This window comes from Aequorivita sediminis (assembly GCF_032080575.2).
Taxonomy (GTDB): domain Bacteria; phylum Bacteroidota; class Bacteroidia; order Flavobacteriales; family Flavobacteriaceae; genus Aequorivita; species Aequorivita sediminis.
Genome location: NZ_JAVLSO020000001.1, coordinates 47,141 through 64,558, shown reverse-complemented (window position 1 = coordinate 64,558; position 17,418 = coordinate 47,141). Strand labels below are relative to the sequence as shown.

Genomic DNA, 17,418 nt, shown 5'->3' with positions numbered 1-17,418 from the left:
TGTATGAAAAAAATTAAATACATCGCTGCCGCCGGAGTTTTATGGTTTGCGATTTCCTGTGAAAATGAAAAACTTAGTAGCCCATCCATTACAGGGCTTTGGAAACTAGAAAGTATGATGGTGCGCGATACTACAACTAATACTTGGAGTCATTACCGTGGTGGGATGGATGGTTATTTATTATACGATAACAAAAAACATGTAGCGCTTCATCTTTATGATAAAGGGTATGAAAATGCAGGCGTAGAATTTCCAAATTTTACAGATTCCATTTCATTAGAAGCCTTAAAGCATATAACTAAGTCCTATTATTATATGGGAAATTATAAAGTTTCTACAGCAGATAGTATTGTATCACATTACAAACTCTCGCATTCAAACCCTTCCGAATTTGGACTTACAGCAGAAAGAAGATTTTACTTTGTTGGTGATACTTTAATTATGCAGCCGGTAGAAAGAAAGAATTCAAGATTAAAACTACAATGGTTGAAGATTAAATAACTGTTTTATTAAAAATAGAGCATTAAAAAACCCATTTTTAAGATGGGTTTTTTAATGAAGATAAATGTTTTAAAATTTAAGGTTCAGGAAAAACAGTTGCTTCATAAGCTCCTGCATCTGGAGGTGTACCTCTAGAGTTACCATTTAAGTCTATATTTGGACTCACATTATTTTTACCAATATTATCAGCGCCAGAAGTTCCGGATTCAATATTGTAATTGTTAAGCGCAGTGTCTTGGAACATTGGTTCTAGATTGAACTTTGAATCGGTGTAATATGTAGGGTTTTCAAAATCGTAAATAGGGTTGTCATTAAATTCACCTGTAGGGTCTTCAAAACGCAACAACGAATTGGTGAAATTAAAATTGAAATCAGCTTCCACATTTTTTAATAATGAAAATTCACGACGCTCACTACCATAGATGATACAGTTTGTGAAATTAGCTTTTACTAGATCCGCAACAAAAATATACTCTTCAGTTTCTAAACTGTTGTCTAATGAAACTGTAGGGAAGGTACGAAACCCATTGTTCCAGTAATTAGCAAATGTTGAATGTCTAAACTCATAACTTCCGCCAAGTTGTATCGCTAATGATGATTGTCCGCTATTACTTATTACCATGTTTTCAGCATCAATTACCCCAGTTCGCGCTAATAAACCAACGTTCGCGCTGTTGTAAATTTGTACGTTTTTTAAGGTAACAGGACTGTCTTCAAGTAATAATCCAACTGTACTATTCTTAATAGTTGTGTAGTTGAATTCGTTGTTTATACTTCCACTTGTAAATCTTATGGTAAGCCATTGTCCAGGAACATCAGCAAAACCAGGTTCTAATCTATCACCTTCAAATATAATTTCATTTTCCATTGCTTCGCGGTCCAAGCTTGGTGCACCCATAGCTTTCATAGTAGCATTTTCAGCAACTATAATTCCGCTTCCTGCATGAAAATGAACACGAGCACCAGCTTCAACCATAAGTGTTTTATTACTAGGCACAGCTGCATAACCATAAATTACATAGGGTTTTTCATTCGTAAATGTAAGCTCGTCGTCTTCAAGGAAAAAACCTTTTACAAGTATATCATTGCCATCGCTGTCCATACCTAAGTTGAGAGATTCGTAAGTGCCGTCCTCATATTTTTCAGGATATAGAAAAACAGCATCTTTTACCAAAGTGACTAATTCTACTTTTTGTTCATTGCCGCCGGTATCGAAAAGAAGTTGGTCTGTATAAAGAAACTCTGTAGGGTTTGTAGGTACTCCCGTTACGTCAAAAGTGGTTTCAATAAATATGAAAATACTGTCCTTTGCAAGTATCTGAACATTGTCAAATACCTTTCCAGGTAAACCATCTACATTAAGTCGGTAACTTGAAGATTCTCCTTGTTTCAATCGAACAGTAGGAATGTTGATGTCTTCATCACTTCGGTTATAAACCTTTAGATTATATGTGCTAGAACCAATGTTAGAAAAAATTGTGTCTAACAAAACAGTGTCTTTTGAAAATTCTAGTTTTCCAGTACTGGCAACAGTTTCAAAGTCGTTTCGGCACGAACTCCATAGCACTAAGCAACTCAAAATTGCTAATCCGTATAAATACCTCATTCAAATAAAGTTTTGGTAAAAATATAACTTTTTATGAAGCTTATTATTGTAATGCTAAAAGAAGTTTTAAAAGGATATTTTGAAAAATATTATTGTGAAAAAAAAAATCAACTTCGAATTCAAAGTTAGCTTTCTGAATTCGAAGTTGAAAAATGTTTACTTAAATTTATAACTGTTTTACTTTTCAATAATTTCAACTTTAAAAAGCTTATCCCAGTTTTTACCGGTAATGTAGAGTATGTTTTCTTCACCTTTATAAGCAATCCCGTTTAGAACATCTAGTTTTGGGTGCTGCGTCACTTTATCTTTTAGGTCGGTAAGATCAATTACTCCTTCTACCGCCCCATTTTTAGGATTGATAATAGCGATTGAACCTTGTTGGTATACATTCGCGTATATTTTTCCCTCCACCCATTCCAATTCGTTAACACTGCTAATTTTACTGGTATTTGTAAAAATTTCGATATAGTCTTTTTCAGCAAGTGTATTTGGATTTAAGGTCCATATTTTATCCGTTCCGTCACTTTTATAGATATTTACCCCATCTTGACATAGTCCCCAACCTTCTTTACTTTTTCCATAAACAAAAGTTCCAGTTTGTTCCATAGTTTCCAAATTGTAGATGAAACCTGTGTTTTCTCTCCAAGTAAGTTGGTAGATTTTGTTGTTCAACATTGTAAGTCCTTCGCCAAAATATTGATCGGCAAGTTTTACCATTTGTAAAACCTCACCCGTTTTGTAATCGGTTTTTCTAAGGGTAGACTCTTTGTATTGCCCAGTGCTTTCATATAAAATATCACCATTAAACTCTAAACCTTGTGTATATGCATTTATATCGTGTGGATAGGTTTCAATAACTTTATAGGTGTACAGCTTCGGTTTTATTGAGGATAAAATAAGGAGTTTTGTCGAAGCTTCATAGTCATCACCATTGCTATAAATTTTGGCTAATAAAGTTTTTTCTCCTAGTTTTTGTCCAGCAAGCGGAAATGTTTTCCCTGAAACTTCAACTCTATCATTGTTTAAAAAGTAAATAATAGAATCTATTTTCAAACTTTTCTTGTTGTTTATGGTCAAGGAAATAACATCTTCGGTGGTATATGTCTTTTTTGGCTCGTTAATTTCGAGTGAAAAAGCATCTTTTTTGTCTTCAGAATTATTTCCGCAACTACCTAAAAAAAGCAGTAATAGCGTAGGAATTAAAGCGTTATAGATTTTCATGATTCACGATTATTTTTTTGCAAGGTATTTATTAAAATTGAAATGTGAAAATACTTGGAAAAACTTGAAAAAGCTTTATCTTTGCAGCGGCAAGTCCTACACAACCAGCTCCTGTTGAATCCTCCAGGGCGGGAACGCAGCAAAGGTAAATGGTCGTAGCGGTGTGATGTAGGTAGCTTGCCATTTTTTATGCAATAAACTTTCGTTCTGAAAGTAGCTCAAAACAGTTCTGAAGAGATACAGATTAGATTTTAAAAAATATCTCAAATTCACTCTTTCTCTTACAGCGTAGCATTTTTGGTTTTAATGTCTTTTTGCAAAAACTATTTGGAAAACTGATTGCATAAACGCACCTTTGCTTTTCAACAAAATTTTATGTCTAAAACAGTACTCATCACAGGCGGTTCTTCAGGAATTGGTAAGGCTATTGGCGAATATTTATCAAAACGTGGTTATCAAGTGTACGGAACAAGTAGAAACCCTAATAGAATTTCAAATTCGGTATTTCCGTTATTAAAAATGGACGTGAACGATACTGAATCTATTGAGGCTGTTATTTCTGAAATAATCGAAAAATCTAAAAGAATCGACGTCGTTATAAACAACGCTGGTGTAGGAATCACCGGCCCTATTGAAGAGACCCCAGAATCTGAAATTAAAAAAGCTTTTCAAACCAATTTTTATGGACCTATTAATGTAATTAAGGCTGTGATGCCGCATATGCGAGAACAGGGGGGCGGACATATTTTAAATATCACCTCTATAGCTGGGTACATGGGGCTTCCTTATCGTGGAATATACTCGGCAACCAAAGCTGCTTTAGAAATTACCATAGAGGCAATGCGAATGGAAACTTTGCAATTTGGGGTAAAAATGACCAATATAGCGCCAGGGGATTTCGCTACTAATATTGCTGCAGGTAGATACCACGCTCCGGTTTTGGACGATTCACCTTATAAAAGGGATTACGGAAGCACCCTAAAGATGATGGATGAACATGTAGATAATGGCGGTGATCCCCTAGAAATGGCAAAAGTAGTTCACAAAATTATTGAAACTTCTAATCCTAAGATACACTATAAAGTAGGAGCTCCTTTGCAAAAATTCTCTATTGTTTTAAAACGTATATTGCCAGATAGAGTTTACGAACGAATGCTTTTGAAGCATTACGGGTTGAAGTGATATTTTAAGATTAATACAAATAATATGAAACTAAAATTTTATATCTTTCTTTTAGCTTTAACAATACCTTTAATTGCCTTTTCACAAATCACACGACCATGTACAATCTATTTAAAATCTGGTGAAGTAATTTCTGAAATGAGAGGGACTTACAATAATAAAAATTTCAAATATTACAAAAAAGTTGGTGACAGCTATAACAAAATAAAGATTGAACTACTTGACTCAGTATTATTAACTGAAGAATCTGGAAGTATAACTAAGCTACGTTTCCTTCCGGTTATAGGAGATAAAAAACTTCAGACTGTTGAACAAATCGTCATTGGTAAATTAGAACTCTACCAACAAATAACAAATAATCAATACAATACGGATTATCAATATTTCATTAGAGATAAAAATCAGGAAAAATTGACTAAAATTGAGACAAGCAGGTTTGGAAGTAATAAAGCGAAATCAATATTATTTCCTTTTATTGAGGATTGTCCCGAATTGGTTAATAAAATTGAAAATGATTTATTTAAGGTAATCCCAGATATTACGCTAATAATCGGAACCTATAATATTACTTGTGGGCTTAATAAAAACTAATTAATATCTATCTATCAATCATTTCTTCACTATTTTTACAATAATTAATTTGAAACCACTTTTATGAAATTCTTTATTGATACCGCCAACCTCGACCAAATAAAAGAAGCACAAGACCTTGGTGTGCTAGACGGCGTAACTACTAATCCATCGTTGATGGCTAAAGAGGGCATTACTGGCCGAAATAATATTTTAAAGCATTATGTAGATATCTGCAACATTGTAGATGGAGATGTATCTGCAGAAGTAATCGCAACAGACTTTGAAGGTATGGTAAAGGAAGGTGAGGAGCTTGCCGAGTTACACCCGCAAATTGTTGTAAAAATTCCAATGATTAAAGATGGTGTAAAAGCATTAAAATACTTTACCGACCACGGTATTCGTACAAATTGTACTTTGGTGTTTTCTGCAGGTCAGGCATTATTAGCTGCAAAAGCTGGAGCCACTTATGTTTCACCTTTTATTGGTCGACTGGACGATATTTCAACTGATGGGTTGGAGTTGATTGCCGATATTAGACTAATTTATGATAACTATGGTTTCGAAACTGAGATTTTGGCAGCATCTGTTCGCCATACGATGCACGTAATTAACTGTGCTAAAATAGGAGCGGATGTTATGACTGGACCTTTATCTTCAATAGAAGGGTTGCTTAAACACCCATTAACAGATATCGGCTTAGAAAAGTTTCTTGAAGACTATAAAAAAGGAAATTAAAAAGACCTCAACACTTATTGTAGAAAGTCTCTTATATAAAATTTAACGCTTTAATATGCTGCTGCAAAACGGCTTGTTAAAGCGTTATTCATTTAAGAAAGCTTGTAATTGATCTTCAAAATCTATGTTGAACATATTAGTTTTACCATCCAAAATAATTCCATCTTTATCGATAACAATTACGTAATTGATATATCTTAATATGAATTTTTTCTCTGCATCAGTTAAGTTTTCAATCTGATATTCAAACTTAGAGTCGTATTTAGATTTATAAACAATGTCTCTCCATCTTTTAAAGTGAGTGTCTGTATTTATACCTATAAAATCGTATTGTGGAAACTTCGCTTTTAATTCGGAAGCGCGTTTGTGTAGATTTCTGTGCTGAATTGCAGGTTGTCCTCTCCAGAAAAACACCACAGTAGGGGCATTAATAACATTGGTTAACTCATTTAACACGTTTTCGGTATTAACCAACAGTACATTAGGAATTTTCTTTCCTTTGATGAGTTGAATTGAAGCATTATAAACTTGTTCAACTTCATTCAAATATTTTTTATCCGTATTCATCTTTTTGTATGCTTCAAAAAGTCGAGTTTCTTCTTCTTCGTTTTGTGCATTAAAGAGATACATAATCGTATTGTAGCGTAAAAGTCTATTTCTAATAGAATCGGAAGCGACTAAACTGTCTATGATGTGGATTTTTTTGTAATTATAGTCGAATGAATTTCTATCTATTACCTCATGTGCATTGTACTTTGTGCAAACCATGTTTTCAAAATATCGATTTAGAAAACGATAATATGGATAATAAAATTTCAATTCATCTTTATTGAAATCTATGTTTTTTCTGTAATTGAAGAAATCATCAGAAAACTTAGAAGGAGTATTTCTATTCGCAGCTCCATATAATTCCTTTTTTGAATAATAATCATATTCAATGTTTGAAAGCGCAATGTCTTTAAAGCTTTCAGAAACTTTATTATTTGCTAAAAATTCTTCATAGCTCTGAAGTTTTCTAGCTTTTAAAGAATCTATTTTACCTTCAAATTCTTCTGAAGAAAGAGAATACCATTTAGGAAGGTTTTGATTTTCCTTCTCATTTTTTAGGTAAAGATCAATTAGCAAGTTATTTTGGTCACCACCTTTTCCCGAAAAGGCTAATGATTCGTCAAAATCTATAGTGTTGATGTGAATTAATAAACTATCGCCAGGTTCAATGTAAAATACCTGACCTTCACTATGACTAAAAAGATGTAATCCAGCTTTAATTTTGTCGGTGGCATATTCAAAGAAGTTATTTTCGTCTAGAGGAATTGTATCCAACACAATGTTTCCTTTAGAAAAAATAACGTAATCTAGTGTAGGATTTATTATTTGCCCACGTATAAAAGTAGTTTGTGCAGAATTTTCTTCCTTATTTTTACAGGAGAATAGTGCAAGAACAGAAAGTAAAAGGAGTAGTTTTCTAAACAAATGAAACGTAATTAGATTAACATACAAAGATAGCAGAGCCTCTTGATGGTTAATGTTAAATGAAGGTTAAAAGGGTTTTTAAAGCTTTAATATTTTCAGTGTGTCGCTTAATTAGCTACTTTTGCGCAAAATACAGAATTTTATGCTTTCAGTTTCAAACCTTTCGGTTCAATTTGGTAAACGTATTTTATTTGACGATGTAAATACACAATTTACCACAGGGAACATTTATGGAATTATTGGTGCCAATGGTGCAGGTAAATCCACTTTCTTGAAAATACTTTCAGGAAAACAAGAGCCTACTTCGGGACATGTACATTTAGAAAAAGGAAAACGTATGTCGGTTCTAGAACAGAACCACAACGACTATGATGAATTCACCGTACTTGAGACAGTTGTACGAGGAAACAAAGAGTTGTTTTCAATAAAAACTCAGATAGATAAGCTTTACGAAGATTACACAGACGAGAATGCCGAAAAAATAGGCGAACTTCAAGTTGCCTTTGAAGAAATGAATGGTTGGAATGCAGATAGTGATGCTGCGGCAATGCTTTCAAACCTAGGTATAGATGAAAGTCTACACTATACATTAATGAAGGATCTTGATGGTAAACAAAAAGTACGAGTACTTCTTGCTCAAGCACTTTTTGGGAATCCAGATGTGCTTATTATGGATGAGCCTACAAACGACTTAGATTACGAAACTATTAATTGGCTTGAAGGGTTCCTTGCAAATTACGACAACTGTGTGATTGTGGTATCTCACGACCGTCACTTCCTAGATGCTGTATGTACGCATATTAGTGACATCGATTTTGGAAAAATAAACCACTATAGCGGTAACTATACATTTTGGTATGAAAGTAGTCAGCTAGCTGCACGCCAACGTGCGCAACAGAATAAAAAAGCAGAGGAGAAGAAGAAAGAACTTCAAGAATTTATTCAGCGATTTAGTGCGAACGTTGCAAAAAGTAAACAAGCAACTTCTCGTAAAAAAATGATTGAAAAATTAAACATTGAAGATATCCGACCTTCTAGCCGTCGTTATCCAGCAATTATTTTTGAACGCGAACGCGAAGCAGGAGATCAGATATTAAACGTAGAAAACCTTTCGGCATCCATTGATGGGGAAGTACTTTTTAAAGATGTTGATATCAACCTGGCTAAAGGAGATAAAGTGGTTATTTACTCAAGAGATTCTCGTGCAGCTACAGCTTTTTATGAGATTTTAAATGACCAAATGAAACCTGATAGTGGAAGCTTCCAATGGGGAGTTACTACAAATCAAAGTTATCTGCCTTTAGATAATGATGCTTTCTTCAAAAACAATCTATCATTAGTAGATTGGTTACGTCAATATGCAAAAACTGAAGAAGAACGCGAAGAGGTATTTTTAAGAGGTTTTCTTGGAAAAATGTTGTTCAGTGGAGAAGAGGCATTAAAAAAGAGTAATGTGCTATCTGGAGGTGAAAAAGTACGTTGTATGCTTAGTAGAATGATGATGATGCGTGCAAACGTATTAATGCTTGATGAGCCTACAAACCACTTAGACCTAGAATCGATTACCGCGTTTAACAACTCACTTAAAAACTTTAAAGGAACTATTCTTCTTACTACTCATGATCACGAGTTTGCAAGAACTGTAGGTACTCGTATAATCGAACTCACTCCAAATGGAGCAATAGATAGATATATGAACTTTGATGAGTATATGAGCGATAAGAAAATTAAGGAATTAAGAGACAAAATGTATGCTGTTGAAGCTTAATTAAATGCTCTTAACCACTAAATAAAACGGTCTAACTTTAAAAGCTAGACCGTTTTTTTATTTTCTTAAATTGCCAACTATTTTTCAATCATTCTGTTACACTTCAATATCTTTTAGAAACTCATCAATTATTGGTTGTGCTTTTTGCGCTTCATCTTTTCGAATAAAAATCATGGTTTGGTTTGCAATACCCATAGTAAGACCAGCCCTTAAGCTACTGTCGTGATCGTTTCTTTCTATGGGACTAATTCCTATTTCATTTAATCGAGCAACTAATCCTTTTGCAATAAGTGTTGGGCCAGTATAAATTCTTGTTGTGTTGGTCATGTTATTCTTTTGTTTCTTCAATAAAAGTATCTGCAATAGGTTGCGCTACCGAAAGTTCATCCTTACGAACAAAGATGCGTACTTGGTCGTCAAATTTACTCCCAGAACCAAACATAACTCCGCTCTGTTCGTCATCTCGAAGGATAGGTGTGATTCCGACATTCTCTAATCGCTCTACAAGTGCTTGGGCCATAATATCTGAACCAGTATATATGCGTATTGTTTCTTCTAAATTATCTGACATAGTTGTATGTGTTTAAAGATTCGATTATCAAATTACTAACTTATTTTCAAATTTAGGTATAAACTATGTGTGAAAAGTTTCACAAAAAGAGTGAGGCGCGTTTTAATAAGAATGATTTAAAGAATTTTAAGCGTTGTAATACTTGCTATTCCAAATAGCGCCGTTAAAATTTTTTCCTTTAGAGAAGCCATAAAAAATAACTATTCCTCCTAGGGCCGTAAAAATGTAAAAAGCCAAAAATATATAAAGCCCAATACTAGGGTTTGAGGTGAACTTATTTATAGGTGTTAAAATTGTAAGTATAACGCTAATAACAATTACAGTAAACACAATATTTTCAAAGCTTTTATAAGGCCACATCAGAAGTTTTCTGAAGGGATGTAAGTCGTTTCCCCACTTGTGTATTAAATAAAAATAGTCGTTCCCCATAGGAGCTAAAAGTAGTGGGTCGTCAGCATTTTCTAGCTTTAAAAGTTTAGCGGGGGCAACAATTTTAAAGTTCTTAAGTTTAATTTGATGACCTTTTTCAAGATTTCTTATTTCTGAAATAGCCTCTTCTGGAAAGTCGCCTTTAAAGTAATGTGAATCCAAAAAACGCAATCTGTAGTTTATACAAAGCTTTTTAATGTCTTCTATATGATAGATACGGCAGCCATCTAGAGAATCGAATGAAAATGAATTTTCCTGTTCTTTAGTTTTTTCTTGTAGCTGTGAAACAATTTGAGATCGTTCTGTTTCGTTGTTAGAAAAAATACGGTAAACTTCATCCATTATAGAATTTTCGTCGATGCGTTTTGAACGATAATTGCGAAGTTTTTGTTCGATATTTGTTTTTGAAAACATCATTGCAAAGCTTAAGAATGAATAAATTTAAGCACAAGATTTCATCAAAACAAATAATTTAAATACTTTATGAATTTATTAAACAGTATAGCTGTAAATTGATTTTCACAAACTTGCTGTTGTATTTGCTATATTTACACCTATAAAAATTATGCTATGCCATTCAAAAATGCCTTATTGCTTTTCTTTGTAATCAATTTGACTACTTCCGCTGTTGCGCAAAAATACCTTTCTGCTGAAAAAGTAGAAGTTTCCAAAAAGTGGAACGACATAACATTTAGTTCTACAAAATCCTTTATTGATAATATTTCAGAGGCAAAATCGCTTACATTTTTTTCTGAAATATTAAATGATGAAGTGCTGCAAGCAAAATTGGAAAAAGAGGAAATGGTAACTGTTTTTGCTGTTGTAGATGATGCTTTTTTAAAAATTGAAGAACTGAGTAGAGATTCAATTATCAGTAATAAATCAATAACTCAATCTCTAGTAAGGTATCTTACAATACCTGGTAGGTTGGATAGTCACAGTTTAAAAATGGCTGTTTTAAAAAATGGCGGAACAGCATACCTTTCTACTCTAAATGGCCAAAACCTAGCTATTAGAGAAAAAGATGACAACCTACAACTTATTGATTCTGAAAACAGAATTGCTACAATTATAGCATCAGACTTCTATCACAAAAACGGATTTTTCCATATAGTGGATGGATTAGTTTTCCCGACAGAAGAAGAGTAAGTTTTTAGTAAAGCTCAGTTATCTTAGCGTTGCGCCAAAGTCATTTTCAAATGTTCTTTTAAGCTTATCCATTATTTTATCAACCTGTTTGTCGGTCAATGTTTTGGATTTGTCTTCAAAGGTAAATGTCAATGCGTAGCTCTTTTTGCCTTCCGGAAGGTTTTTATCTTTATATACATCGAATAGCGTTACCTCTTTCAATACTTTTTTCTCAGTATTAAACGCGGCAATACGCAAGTCGCCAAAACTCACAGATTCATCTAGTAAAAGTGCAAAATCACGTTGTGATCCTGGGTATTTTGGAATAGACTGGAACTTAAGTGTTTTTAAAGGAATTAGTTTTAATACTTCATCCCAATTAAAATCTGCAAAAAATACCTCTGCATCTACATCTAGTTCACTAGCTATTTTTTTCTTAACAATTCCAAATTCAACAATTGTAGATTTGTTCTTTTTTAAGGCAATTCCTTCAGAGAAGATGTCGTTGTCTGTAGAAGTTTCGGAGTAATTATTAATCCCTAGTCGTTCTAAAATAGCCGAAACATTTCCTTTTCCGAAGAAAAAATTAGTCTTTATTTCTTTTGAAGCCCAATTTCCTTGTGCTTTAAAACCTGTGATAAACAATGCTAAGTGTTTATTTTCTATTTGACCTCCGGGATAATTATGGTATGTTTTTCCAAATTCGAAAAGCTTTAAGTCGCTGTTCTTTCTATTAGCATTATACGCTATGGTTTCTAATCCAGAAAATAGCATGGACTGACGCATTACTGAAAGATCACTACTTAATGGGTTTAGCATTTCAACATTATAGATGTCTTTAATCGATTCACTCATTGCCCCGTATTTAGGTGTTGTAAGTGAATTGTTAAGCATTTCGTTATACCCAAGTCCCGTTAACTGCTGTGCTATTTTATTTTGTACATTGTAATCTTGCCCTGGAGTTATAGGTGCGATAGATGCATTTAACTTTTGTGTAAAGTTTATATTGTTGTATCCATAAACTCTCAAAATTTCTTCAATAACATCAACATCACGTGTTACATCATTTCTATATGCTGGTATGGTCATCCCGATACCCGTTTCAGTAAAGTTATTAATCTTTATTTCTAAAGAAGTAAGAATGTCTTTTATGGTTTCTTGAGGTATTTCTTCACCAATAATTCTATTGGTTTTTTCGAAATTCAATACTACTTGGTGGTCGTCAATTTTCTTTAGGTAAATGTCAATTAGATCACTTGAAACGTGCCCGCCAGTTAATTGAGTTATAAGTATTACGGCGTGACGAAGAGCATAATCGGTGATATTTGGGTTAACCCCTCTTTCAAATCTAAAAGACGAATCGGTGCTCAAGCCGTGTCGTTTGGCTGTTTTACGGACACTTACAGGATTAAAATATGCACTTTCTAAGAAAATACTTGTTGTAGTCTCGGTAACTCCGCTATCTAATCCGCCGTAAACTCCTGCGATACACAATGGTTTTTCAGCGTCGCAAATCATTAAATCTTCTTCGTGAAGTTCGCGTTCAACACCGTCAAGAGTTGTAAACTTAGTTCCTGCAGGTAATGTTTTTACAACTACATTATTGCCTATTATTTTTGAAGCATCAAAGGCGTGAAGTGGTTGTCCTAAGTCGTGAAGAATATAGTTAGTAATGTCAACCACATTGTTAATAGGAGCAACTCCAATAGATTTTAATCTATTTTGAAGCCAAGCTGGAGACGGTTCAACTTTAATATTGCTAATTGTAATTCCGCAATATCTTGGAGCTAGTGCGCTATCTTCTACTTGAACCCCTATTTTTAACACTCGGTTGTCTATTTTAAAACTGCTGGTAGAAGGAGTGTCTAATTTTTTTGAGATACCTTTCTGTAATAATCCGGCTTTTAAATCTCTTGCAACCCCCCAATGGCTCATTGCATCGGCGCGATTTGGAGTAAGCCCAATAGTAAGAATCGTGTCGTTTTCTACTTCTAAAATTTTAGACAAAGGAGTTCCGGGAACTAAATCGTTGTCTAAAACCATAATTCCTTCGTGAGATTCTCCTATTCCTAATTCATCTTCAGCGCAAATCATTCCTTCACTTGATTCTCCTCGAATTTTTCCTTTTTTAATCTTCCAAGGTTTATCCTCGGTGTCATATAAGGTTGTACCAATAGTAGCAACAGGAACTTTCTGACCTACGGCTACGTTTGGTGCACCACAAACTATTTGTAAAGGCTTGTCGCCACCAACATCCACCTTGGTCACTTTTAATCTATCGGCGTTAGTGTGTTGTTCACATTCAAGTACGTGACCGACTACAACACCTTTTAATCCTCCTTTTACGGAGGAAAATTCTTCTATTCCCTCTACTTCAAGACCAAGGTCGGTTAATAGTTCTGCTGTTTTTTCAGCGCCCCACGGAAGATCAATAAATTGCTTTAGCCAGTTGTAAGAAATTGTCATATTCTAGTTAAAATAGTTTACACAGTCTGCAAAGATAATATTCTCGCGTATTATGTGTCTAGTTAATTGTTTATTGTTTGCGATATTATTTTAAAAAGAGATTTAGTTGTTGAGGAATCAAAATGATACAGTTTTCCAATCAAAATTTACTTGATTAATATTAGTTTTGAAACATGAAAAAAATCGCTTTTTTAATAGCTGCTTCTATAATGGTGTTATCCTGTGTTCCTAAGAATGACAAAATAATTGCAATTGATGTGCTTTTGACGCCTTCTGAGGCAATGTACGCGCATTCACTTCAATTAAATACTTTAATCAATCAGAATAATCCTGAAACTATAAAGCTTGACAACAACCACATTCCGCATATAACACTCTTGCAGTGTTTTATTAAAGAAAAAGATTTGCCGAAAGTTAATAAAGCTGTTGAAGGTCTTTTCGAAACAATTAAAAATGATACTATTTACACCGAAAGTTTATACTACTCTCGTGATACTGAAGAGAGTTTTGCAATGATTAGGCATAGTAGAACCGAATCTATAGTTAATCTTCATAAAAAAACGATAGACCTTGTAAAACCGTATATGGTTAATGGTGGGTCTCAAGAGTCTTTTGTTCAAAATCCAGATGGAAGTGAGATAAGTGAATTTACTGTAGATTATGTACCAGATTTTGTTGAAAAGTACAGCTACGAAAATTTTGATCCACACATAAGTCTGGGGGTGGCTCAAAGGGTTTTGTTGGATAGCTTAGCTGAAACTGTCTTTAAGCCAATTTCATTCCTGCCAAAATCCTTAGCTATATATCAATTAGGAGATCTCGGAACTGCTCAAAAACTTTTGTGGACTTCAGAATAGTTTTATCTAAATTCATTAAAAAAGCACGTAAATTAAATTACGTGCTTTTTCTAATTGAGTTCTAAATTTTAAATCTTCTCTAGAGCAGATTTAATTTGCGTATCCCCTTGTAAGATTTCAAAAGTTTTATTTCTGGCAACAGAACTTTCTAGTGATCCAACTAAAGTTTCAGCTACATCTTGACGAGATATTTCACCTTGTTGGTTTAGTTTGTTTTCTAGTACAATTTTACCTTTACCAGCTTCATTATTCAAAGCACCAGGACGTACAATTGAGTATTCAAGGCCTGAATTCATTAGGTGCTGGTCTGCATTCTGCTTAGCTTTTAAGTAATCTTTCAGCTCAGAGGAAACTTCTGGATTATCGGCTCCCATAGAGCTCAGCATTACAAATTTCTTAATACCATCTTTTTTAGATGCATCCATAAGTTTTTTAGCTCCTTCTTGATCTACGCCTTTAACGTTTTTTCCACCAGATCCAGCTGCAAAAATAACACGATCCATTCCTTTAGTAGTTCCGCTTACATCTTGTTCTAAATCGGCAAGTATGGTTTTCACACTATCTTTCTCAAATGAATCAACTTGTTCTTGCTTCCGAACCATAGCAAAAGGTTCATATTTATTAGATTGTTTTAAAATTGAAATTATCTTTTTTCCTGTGGTGCCATTTGCACCTGCTACTAATACTTTTTCCATAGTCTTAAAGATACGGGGGATGAGGAAAAAACCAATTGTTTTTGGCAATCTTTAACCCAGAAATGTTACAATTTATAGGAAAATTAACAACAGCAAATTTTTCATAATTCTATTTCAACTTCTTCAACTATAAAAAATCCGTCATTTCCTTGGCTTTGATAAAGCGGCATAAAAATATAAGCGTCCCATTCACTATAGATAGGCTTGCCATTTTGATGTGCTAGCAATTCCTTCTTTTTGATTGCTTGAAAATTACTGTAGTTGGGTTCCATTTTAAAATCGTCTTCATCCTTAATACCATGACGATATTTAATTTCAAAAGTTTTGCGATCTTTTCTTTTATCAATCAACATTGCCGCAGCTTCAGGATAACTTTGTAATAAATTGAGATCGAGGTGACAAGCATTTTTAAGTGCTAACCAAATCATACCTTCGTGGTTTTTTTCTGAAATAGCACTCTCGTGTTGCCCGCCCTCAAAAACGAAACCAGTTATTCCAATTCTACTTTCGTAATGGTCAATACAACCTAATACAATATCTGAAAACCCTCTGATAATATAAGTTGGGAACTCATGCGCCCAGGTGTCGTTATCATTTTTATCTTGTACAGATATATAAGGTTCACTTGCAGCAGAGGTGGTATGGCAATCTAAAAAATATCGTTTTGTAAAATCTTCCTCAGGATAATTTTTTAGCACTTCGATTATATCAAACATTTCATGTTTTTCGTGTGAATTTTTTTTCTTAGAAGCAATATTATTTTTTGTCCAGGTTCGGTTTAAATCTTCATCTATATAGCGTACTCCCTGTTTTAAAGCTTCCCGATTACCTGAAACTCCTATCACTTTTCCTTTAATACTGGGTTTTTCGGAATTTAGAATTTTAAAAACTTTTTTCAAAGCTACAATTCCACTTGGTTCATTACCATGCACCCCAGCAGTTATAAACAGCAGAGGTCCTTTTGTGCCACTATCGTATTCGCCTATAATTCTTGGTATATCTTTCAAATCTTGTATTTTTTAATTAGCATTATCTCGAGATTTCAATTTTTCATCGTTTTCTATAATTTCTCGAAACGTAACAATCTTAACTTAATTACTCCTTTTAATCCATAGTTGCCAAAGTTCGGTTGCTCAAGGTGTTATTGTAATATTCCTTATACTTTATCTTGCGCTCTAAAGCGTCAATAATAGTATCAGTAAAGGCAGGAAGTCCAATATTTTCGGCATAATCCATCCCTCCAGGACTTAAAACATTTATCTCAATAAGCTTGTCATCCACAATATCTAAGCCGACAAAGAAAAGGCCATCACGGATTAATTTTGGAGCTGTTAAAGCAACAATATGTTCCATCTCTGGCGTGAGTTTGGTTTTCTTTGCCTTCGCGCCTAATGATAAATTACTTCGAAATTCACTCTTGTCCGTACTAACTCGTCTTATTACAGCTTTCTGACCATTTTCTTCTAGTATTTTACCATTCATTAAAATTACTCTAACATCTCCTTTGCTTACTTCAGGCAAAAATTCCTGCGCGATTATATATCCTTTGGCACTAAGTGTGTCAATAATTTGATTGATGTTTTTTTTATCTTTATCAATTAAGTAAACATCTTGTCCACCACTTCCTTCTAGAGGTTTTAAAACCATTTTTTTACCATTATCTTCCCAGAATTTCATCAAATCTTGTCTGTTGCGAGTAACTAAACTATTAGGCTTAATTTCGGCTGGTAGTTCTTCGAAATAAAGTTTGTCTATAAAAGCGTGGCTCATAGCAAAAGCATCGTTTAAGACCAATACTCCAGTTTGTTGAATCATACGAGCAAAAGCAATTGCACTGTGTTCTGCCCAATGCCTATCAGACGTTTCTTCGGTTGGATTATTCCTAAGAAATAATATATCCATATCAGTACTCGACACTTTTTTAGATTTTACTTTATCATCTTGAACCTGTGCCCAAAAATCTTCAACGTTATCTTCTTTTAAGGAGGCGGGAATCTTTTTACATCGCAAACTTATATCTTCATCTCGATGGAAGATAAAATCGCCTACGCTCATTACGTATACATCGTGTCCACGCTCGTGCGCCTTCTTTAAAATCACTACCGTAGTCCCAGGGGTCTCGGTGCTGATATCGCTAATTACAAAACATATTTTCATCTTTTTCTTTTTTTAGGAGGCTAGATTGCCCAGGTATCTGCCTCTATTATTTTTAT

General features: G+C 34.0%; 17 protein-coding genes and 1 other RNA gene. 8 read left to right on the top strand and 10 right to left on the bottom strand.

What is annotated here, in order from left to right:
* Window positions 1-3 precede the first annotated feature (3 nt).
* Entirely contained in the window at window positions 4-501 is a 498-nt protein-coding gene (locus tag RT250_RS00305; RefSeq protein ID WP_313111056.1) for a lipocalin-like domain-containing protein, read from the top strand.
* A 76-nt stretch (window positions 502-577) separates the two neighbouring features.
* On the opposite strand, the gene RT250_RS00300 is transcribed toward RT250_RS00305, so the two are convergent.
* Together RT250_RS00300 and RT250_RS00295 are read right to left on the bottom strand one after the other, a co-directional pair.
* Entirely contained in the window at window positions 578-2,107 is a 1,530-nt protein-coding gene (locus RT250_RS00300) for a hypothetical protein (RefSeq protein WP_313111055.1), read from the bottom strand.
* Between the two features lie 177 nt (window positions 2,108-2,284).
* Window positions 2,285-3,328, bottom strand: a complete 1,044-nt coding sequence (locus RT250_RS00295) for a glutaminyl-peptide cyclotransferase (RefSeq protein ID WP_313111053.1) — start codon at window positions 3,326-3,328, stop codon at window positions 2,285-2,287.
* Window positions 3,329-3,415: 87 nt separating this feature from the next.
* Here RT250_RS00295 and ffs point away from each other — a divergent pair.
* From ffs to fsa, 4 genes are all read left to right on the top strand, one after another.
* An RNA gene (gene ffs / locus RT250_RS00290) (signal recognition particle sRNA small type) lies at window positions 3,416-3,514 on the top strand.
* 189 nt (window positions 3,515-3,703) lie between these two features.
* Window positions 3,704-4,510: an SDR family oxidoreductase gene (locus RT250_RS00285; RefSeq protein WP_313111052.1), complete on the top strand. Its 807-nt coding sequence runs from the start codon at window positions 3,704-3,706 to the stop codon at window positions 4,508-4,510.
* 24 nt (window positions 4,511-4,534) lie between these two features.
* Window positions 4,535-5,101, top strand: coding sequence for a hypothetical protein (locus RT250_RS00280; protein ID WP_313111050.1), 567 nt, complete (start codon window positions 4,535-4,537; stop codon window positions 5,099-5,101).
* Between the two features lie 63 nt (window positions 5,102-5,164).
* The gene (gene fsa, locus RT250_RS00275) at window positions 5,165-5,818 is read left to right on the top strand and encodes a fructose-6-phosphate aldolase (RefSeq protein ID WP_139855162.1); all 654 of its coding nucleotides are present in this window, start codon (window positions 5,165-5,167) and stop codon (window positions 5,816-5,818) included.
* An 84-nt stretch (window positions 5,819-5,902) separates the two neighbouring features.
* Here fsa and RT250_RS00270 read toward each other — a convergent pair whose 3' ends face one another.
* Window positions 5,903-7,291, bottom strand: a complete 1,389-nt coding sequence (locus tag RT250_RS00270; RefSeq protein ID WP_313111047.1) for a TlpA family protein disulfide reductase — start codon at window positions 7,289-7,291, stop codon at window positions 5,903-5,905.
* 142 nt (window positions 7,292-7,433) lie between these two features.
* Between RT250_RS00270 and RT250_RS00265 the strand changes: the two genes are divergently transcribed.
* On the top strand, window positions 7,434-9,059 hold the full coding sequence (locus RT250_RS00265) for an ABC-F family ATP-binding cassette domain-containing protein (RefSeq protein WP_313111045.1): 1,626 nt from the start codon (window positions 7,434-7,436) through the stop codon (window positions 9,057-9,059).
* A gap of 96 nt (window positions 9,060-9,155) precedes the next feature.
* Here the strand turns inward: RT250_RS00265 and RT250_RS00260 are convergent, their stop codons facing one another.
* From RT250_RS00260 to RT250_RS00250, 3 genes are all read right to left on the bottom strand, one after another.
* Entirely contained in the window at window positions 9,156-9,386 is a 231-nt protein-coding gene (locus RT250_RS00260) for a DUF2007 domain-containing protein (RefSeq protein ID WP_313111044.1), read from the bottom strand.
* Between the two features lies 1 nt (window position 9,387).
* Window positions 9,388-9,630 (bottom strand): putative signal transducing protein, encoded by a 243-nt coding sequence (locus RT250_RS00255; protein WP_313111042.1) that lies wholly within the window; start codon window positions 9,628-9,630, stop codon window positions 9,388-9,390.
* Between the two features lie 126 nt (window positions 9,631-9,756).
* Complete coding sequence (locus RT250_RS00250; protein WP_313111040.1) at window positions 9,757-10,476, bottom strand: hypothetical protein; 720 nt, start codon at window positions 10,474-10,476, stop codon at window positions 9,757-9,759.
* 153 nt (window positions 10,477-10,629) lie between these two features.
* Here RT250_RS00250 and RT250_RS00245 point away from each other — a divergent pair, with 153 nt between their 5' ends.
* Window positions 10,630-11,208 carry a fasciclin domain-containing protein gene (locus RT250_RS00245; protein WP_313111038.1) on the top strand — a complete coding sequence of 193 codons (579 nt, stop codon included), beginning with the start codon at window positions 10,630-10,632 and terminating at the stop codon, window positions 11,206-11,208.
* An 18-nt stretch (window positions 11,209-11,226) separates the two neighbouring features.
* On the opposite strand, the gene pheT is transcribed toward RT250_RS00245, so the two are convergent.
* On the bottom strand, window positions 11,227-13,653 hold the full coding sequence (pheT, locus tag RT250_RS00240; protein WP_313111036.1) for a phenylalanine--tRNA ligase subunit beta: 2,427 nt from the start codon (window positions 13,651-13,653) through the stop codon (window positions 11,227-11,229).
* Between the two features lie 173 nt (window positions 13,654-13,826).
* On the opposite strand from pheT, the gene RT250_RS00235 reads away from it, so the two are divergent.
* Window positions 13,827-14,510 (top strand): hypothetical protein, encoded by a 684-nt coding sequence (locus tag RT250_RS00235; protein ID WP_313111034.1) that lies wholly within the window; start codon window positions 13,827-13,829, stop codon window positions 14,508-14,510.
* Between the two features lie 68 nt (window positions 14,511-14,578).
* Here the strand turns inward: RT250_RS00235 and RT250_RS00230 are convergent, their stop codons facing one another.
* The 3 genes from RT250_RS00230 to RT250_RS00220 all read right to left on the bottom strand — a co-directional run bounded on the left by RT250_RS00230 (window position 14,579) and on the right by RT250_RS00220 (window position 17,362).
* On the bottom strand, window positions 14,579-15,205 hold the full coding sequence (locus RT250_RS00230; RefSeq protein WP_313111032.1) for an SDR family oxidoreductase: 627 nt from the start codon (window positions 15,203-15,205) through the stop codon (window positions 14,579-14,581).
* Between the two features lie 101 nt (window positions 15,206-15,306).
* Window positions 15,307-16,212, bottom strand: coding sequence for a succinylglutamate desuccinylase/aspartoacylase domain-containing protein (locus tag RT250_RS00225; protein WP_313111030.1), 906 nt, complete (start codon window positions 16,210-16,212; stop codon window positions 15,307-15,309).
* Between the two features lie 97 nt (window positions 16,213-16,309).
* Entirely contained in the window at window positions 16,310-17,362 is a 1,053-nt protein-coding gene (locus tag RT250_RS00220; protein ID WP_313111028.1) for an ATP-grasp domain-containing protein, read from the bottom strand.
* Window positions 17,363-17,418 lie beyond the last annotated feature (56 nt).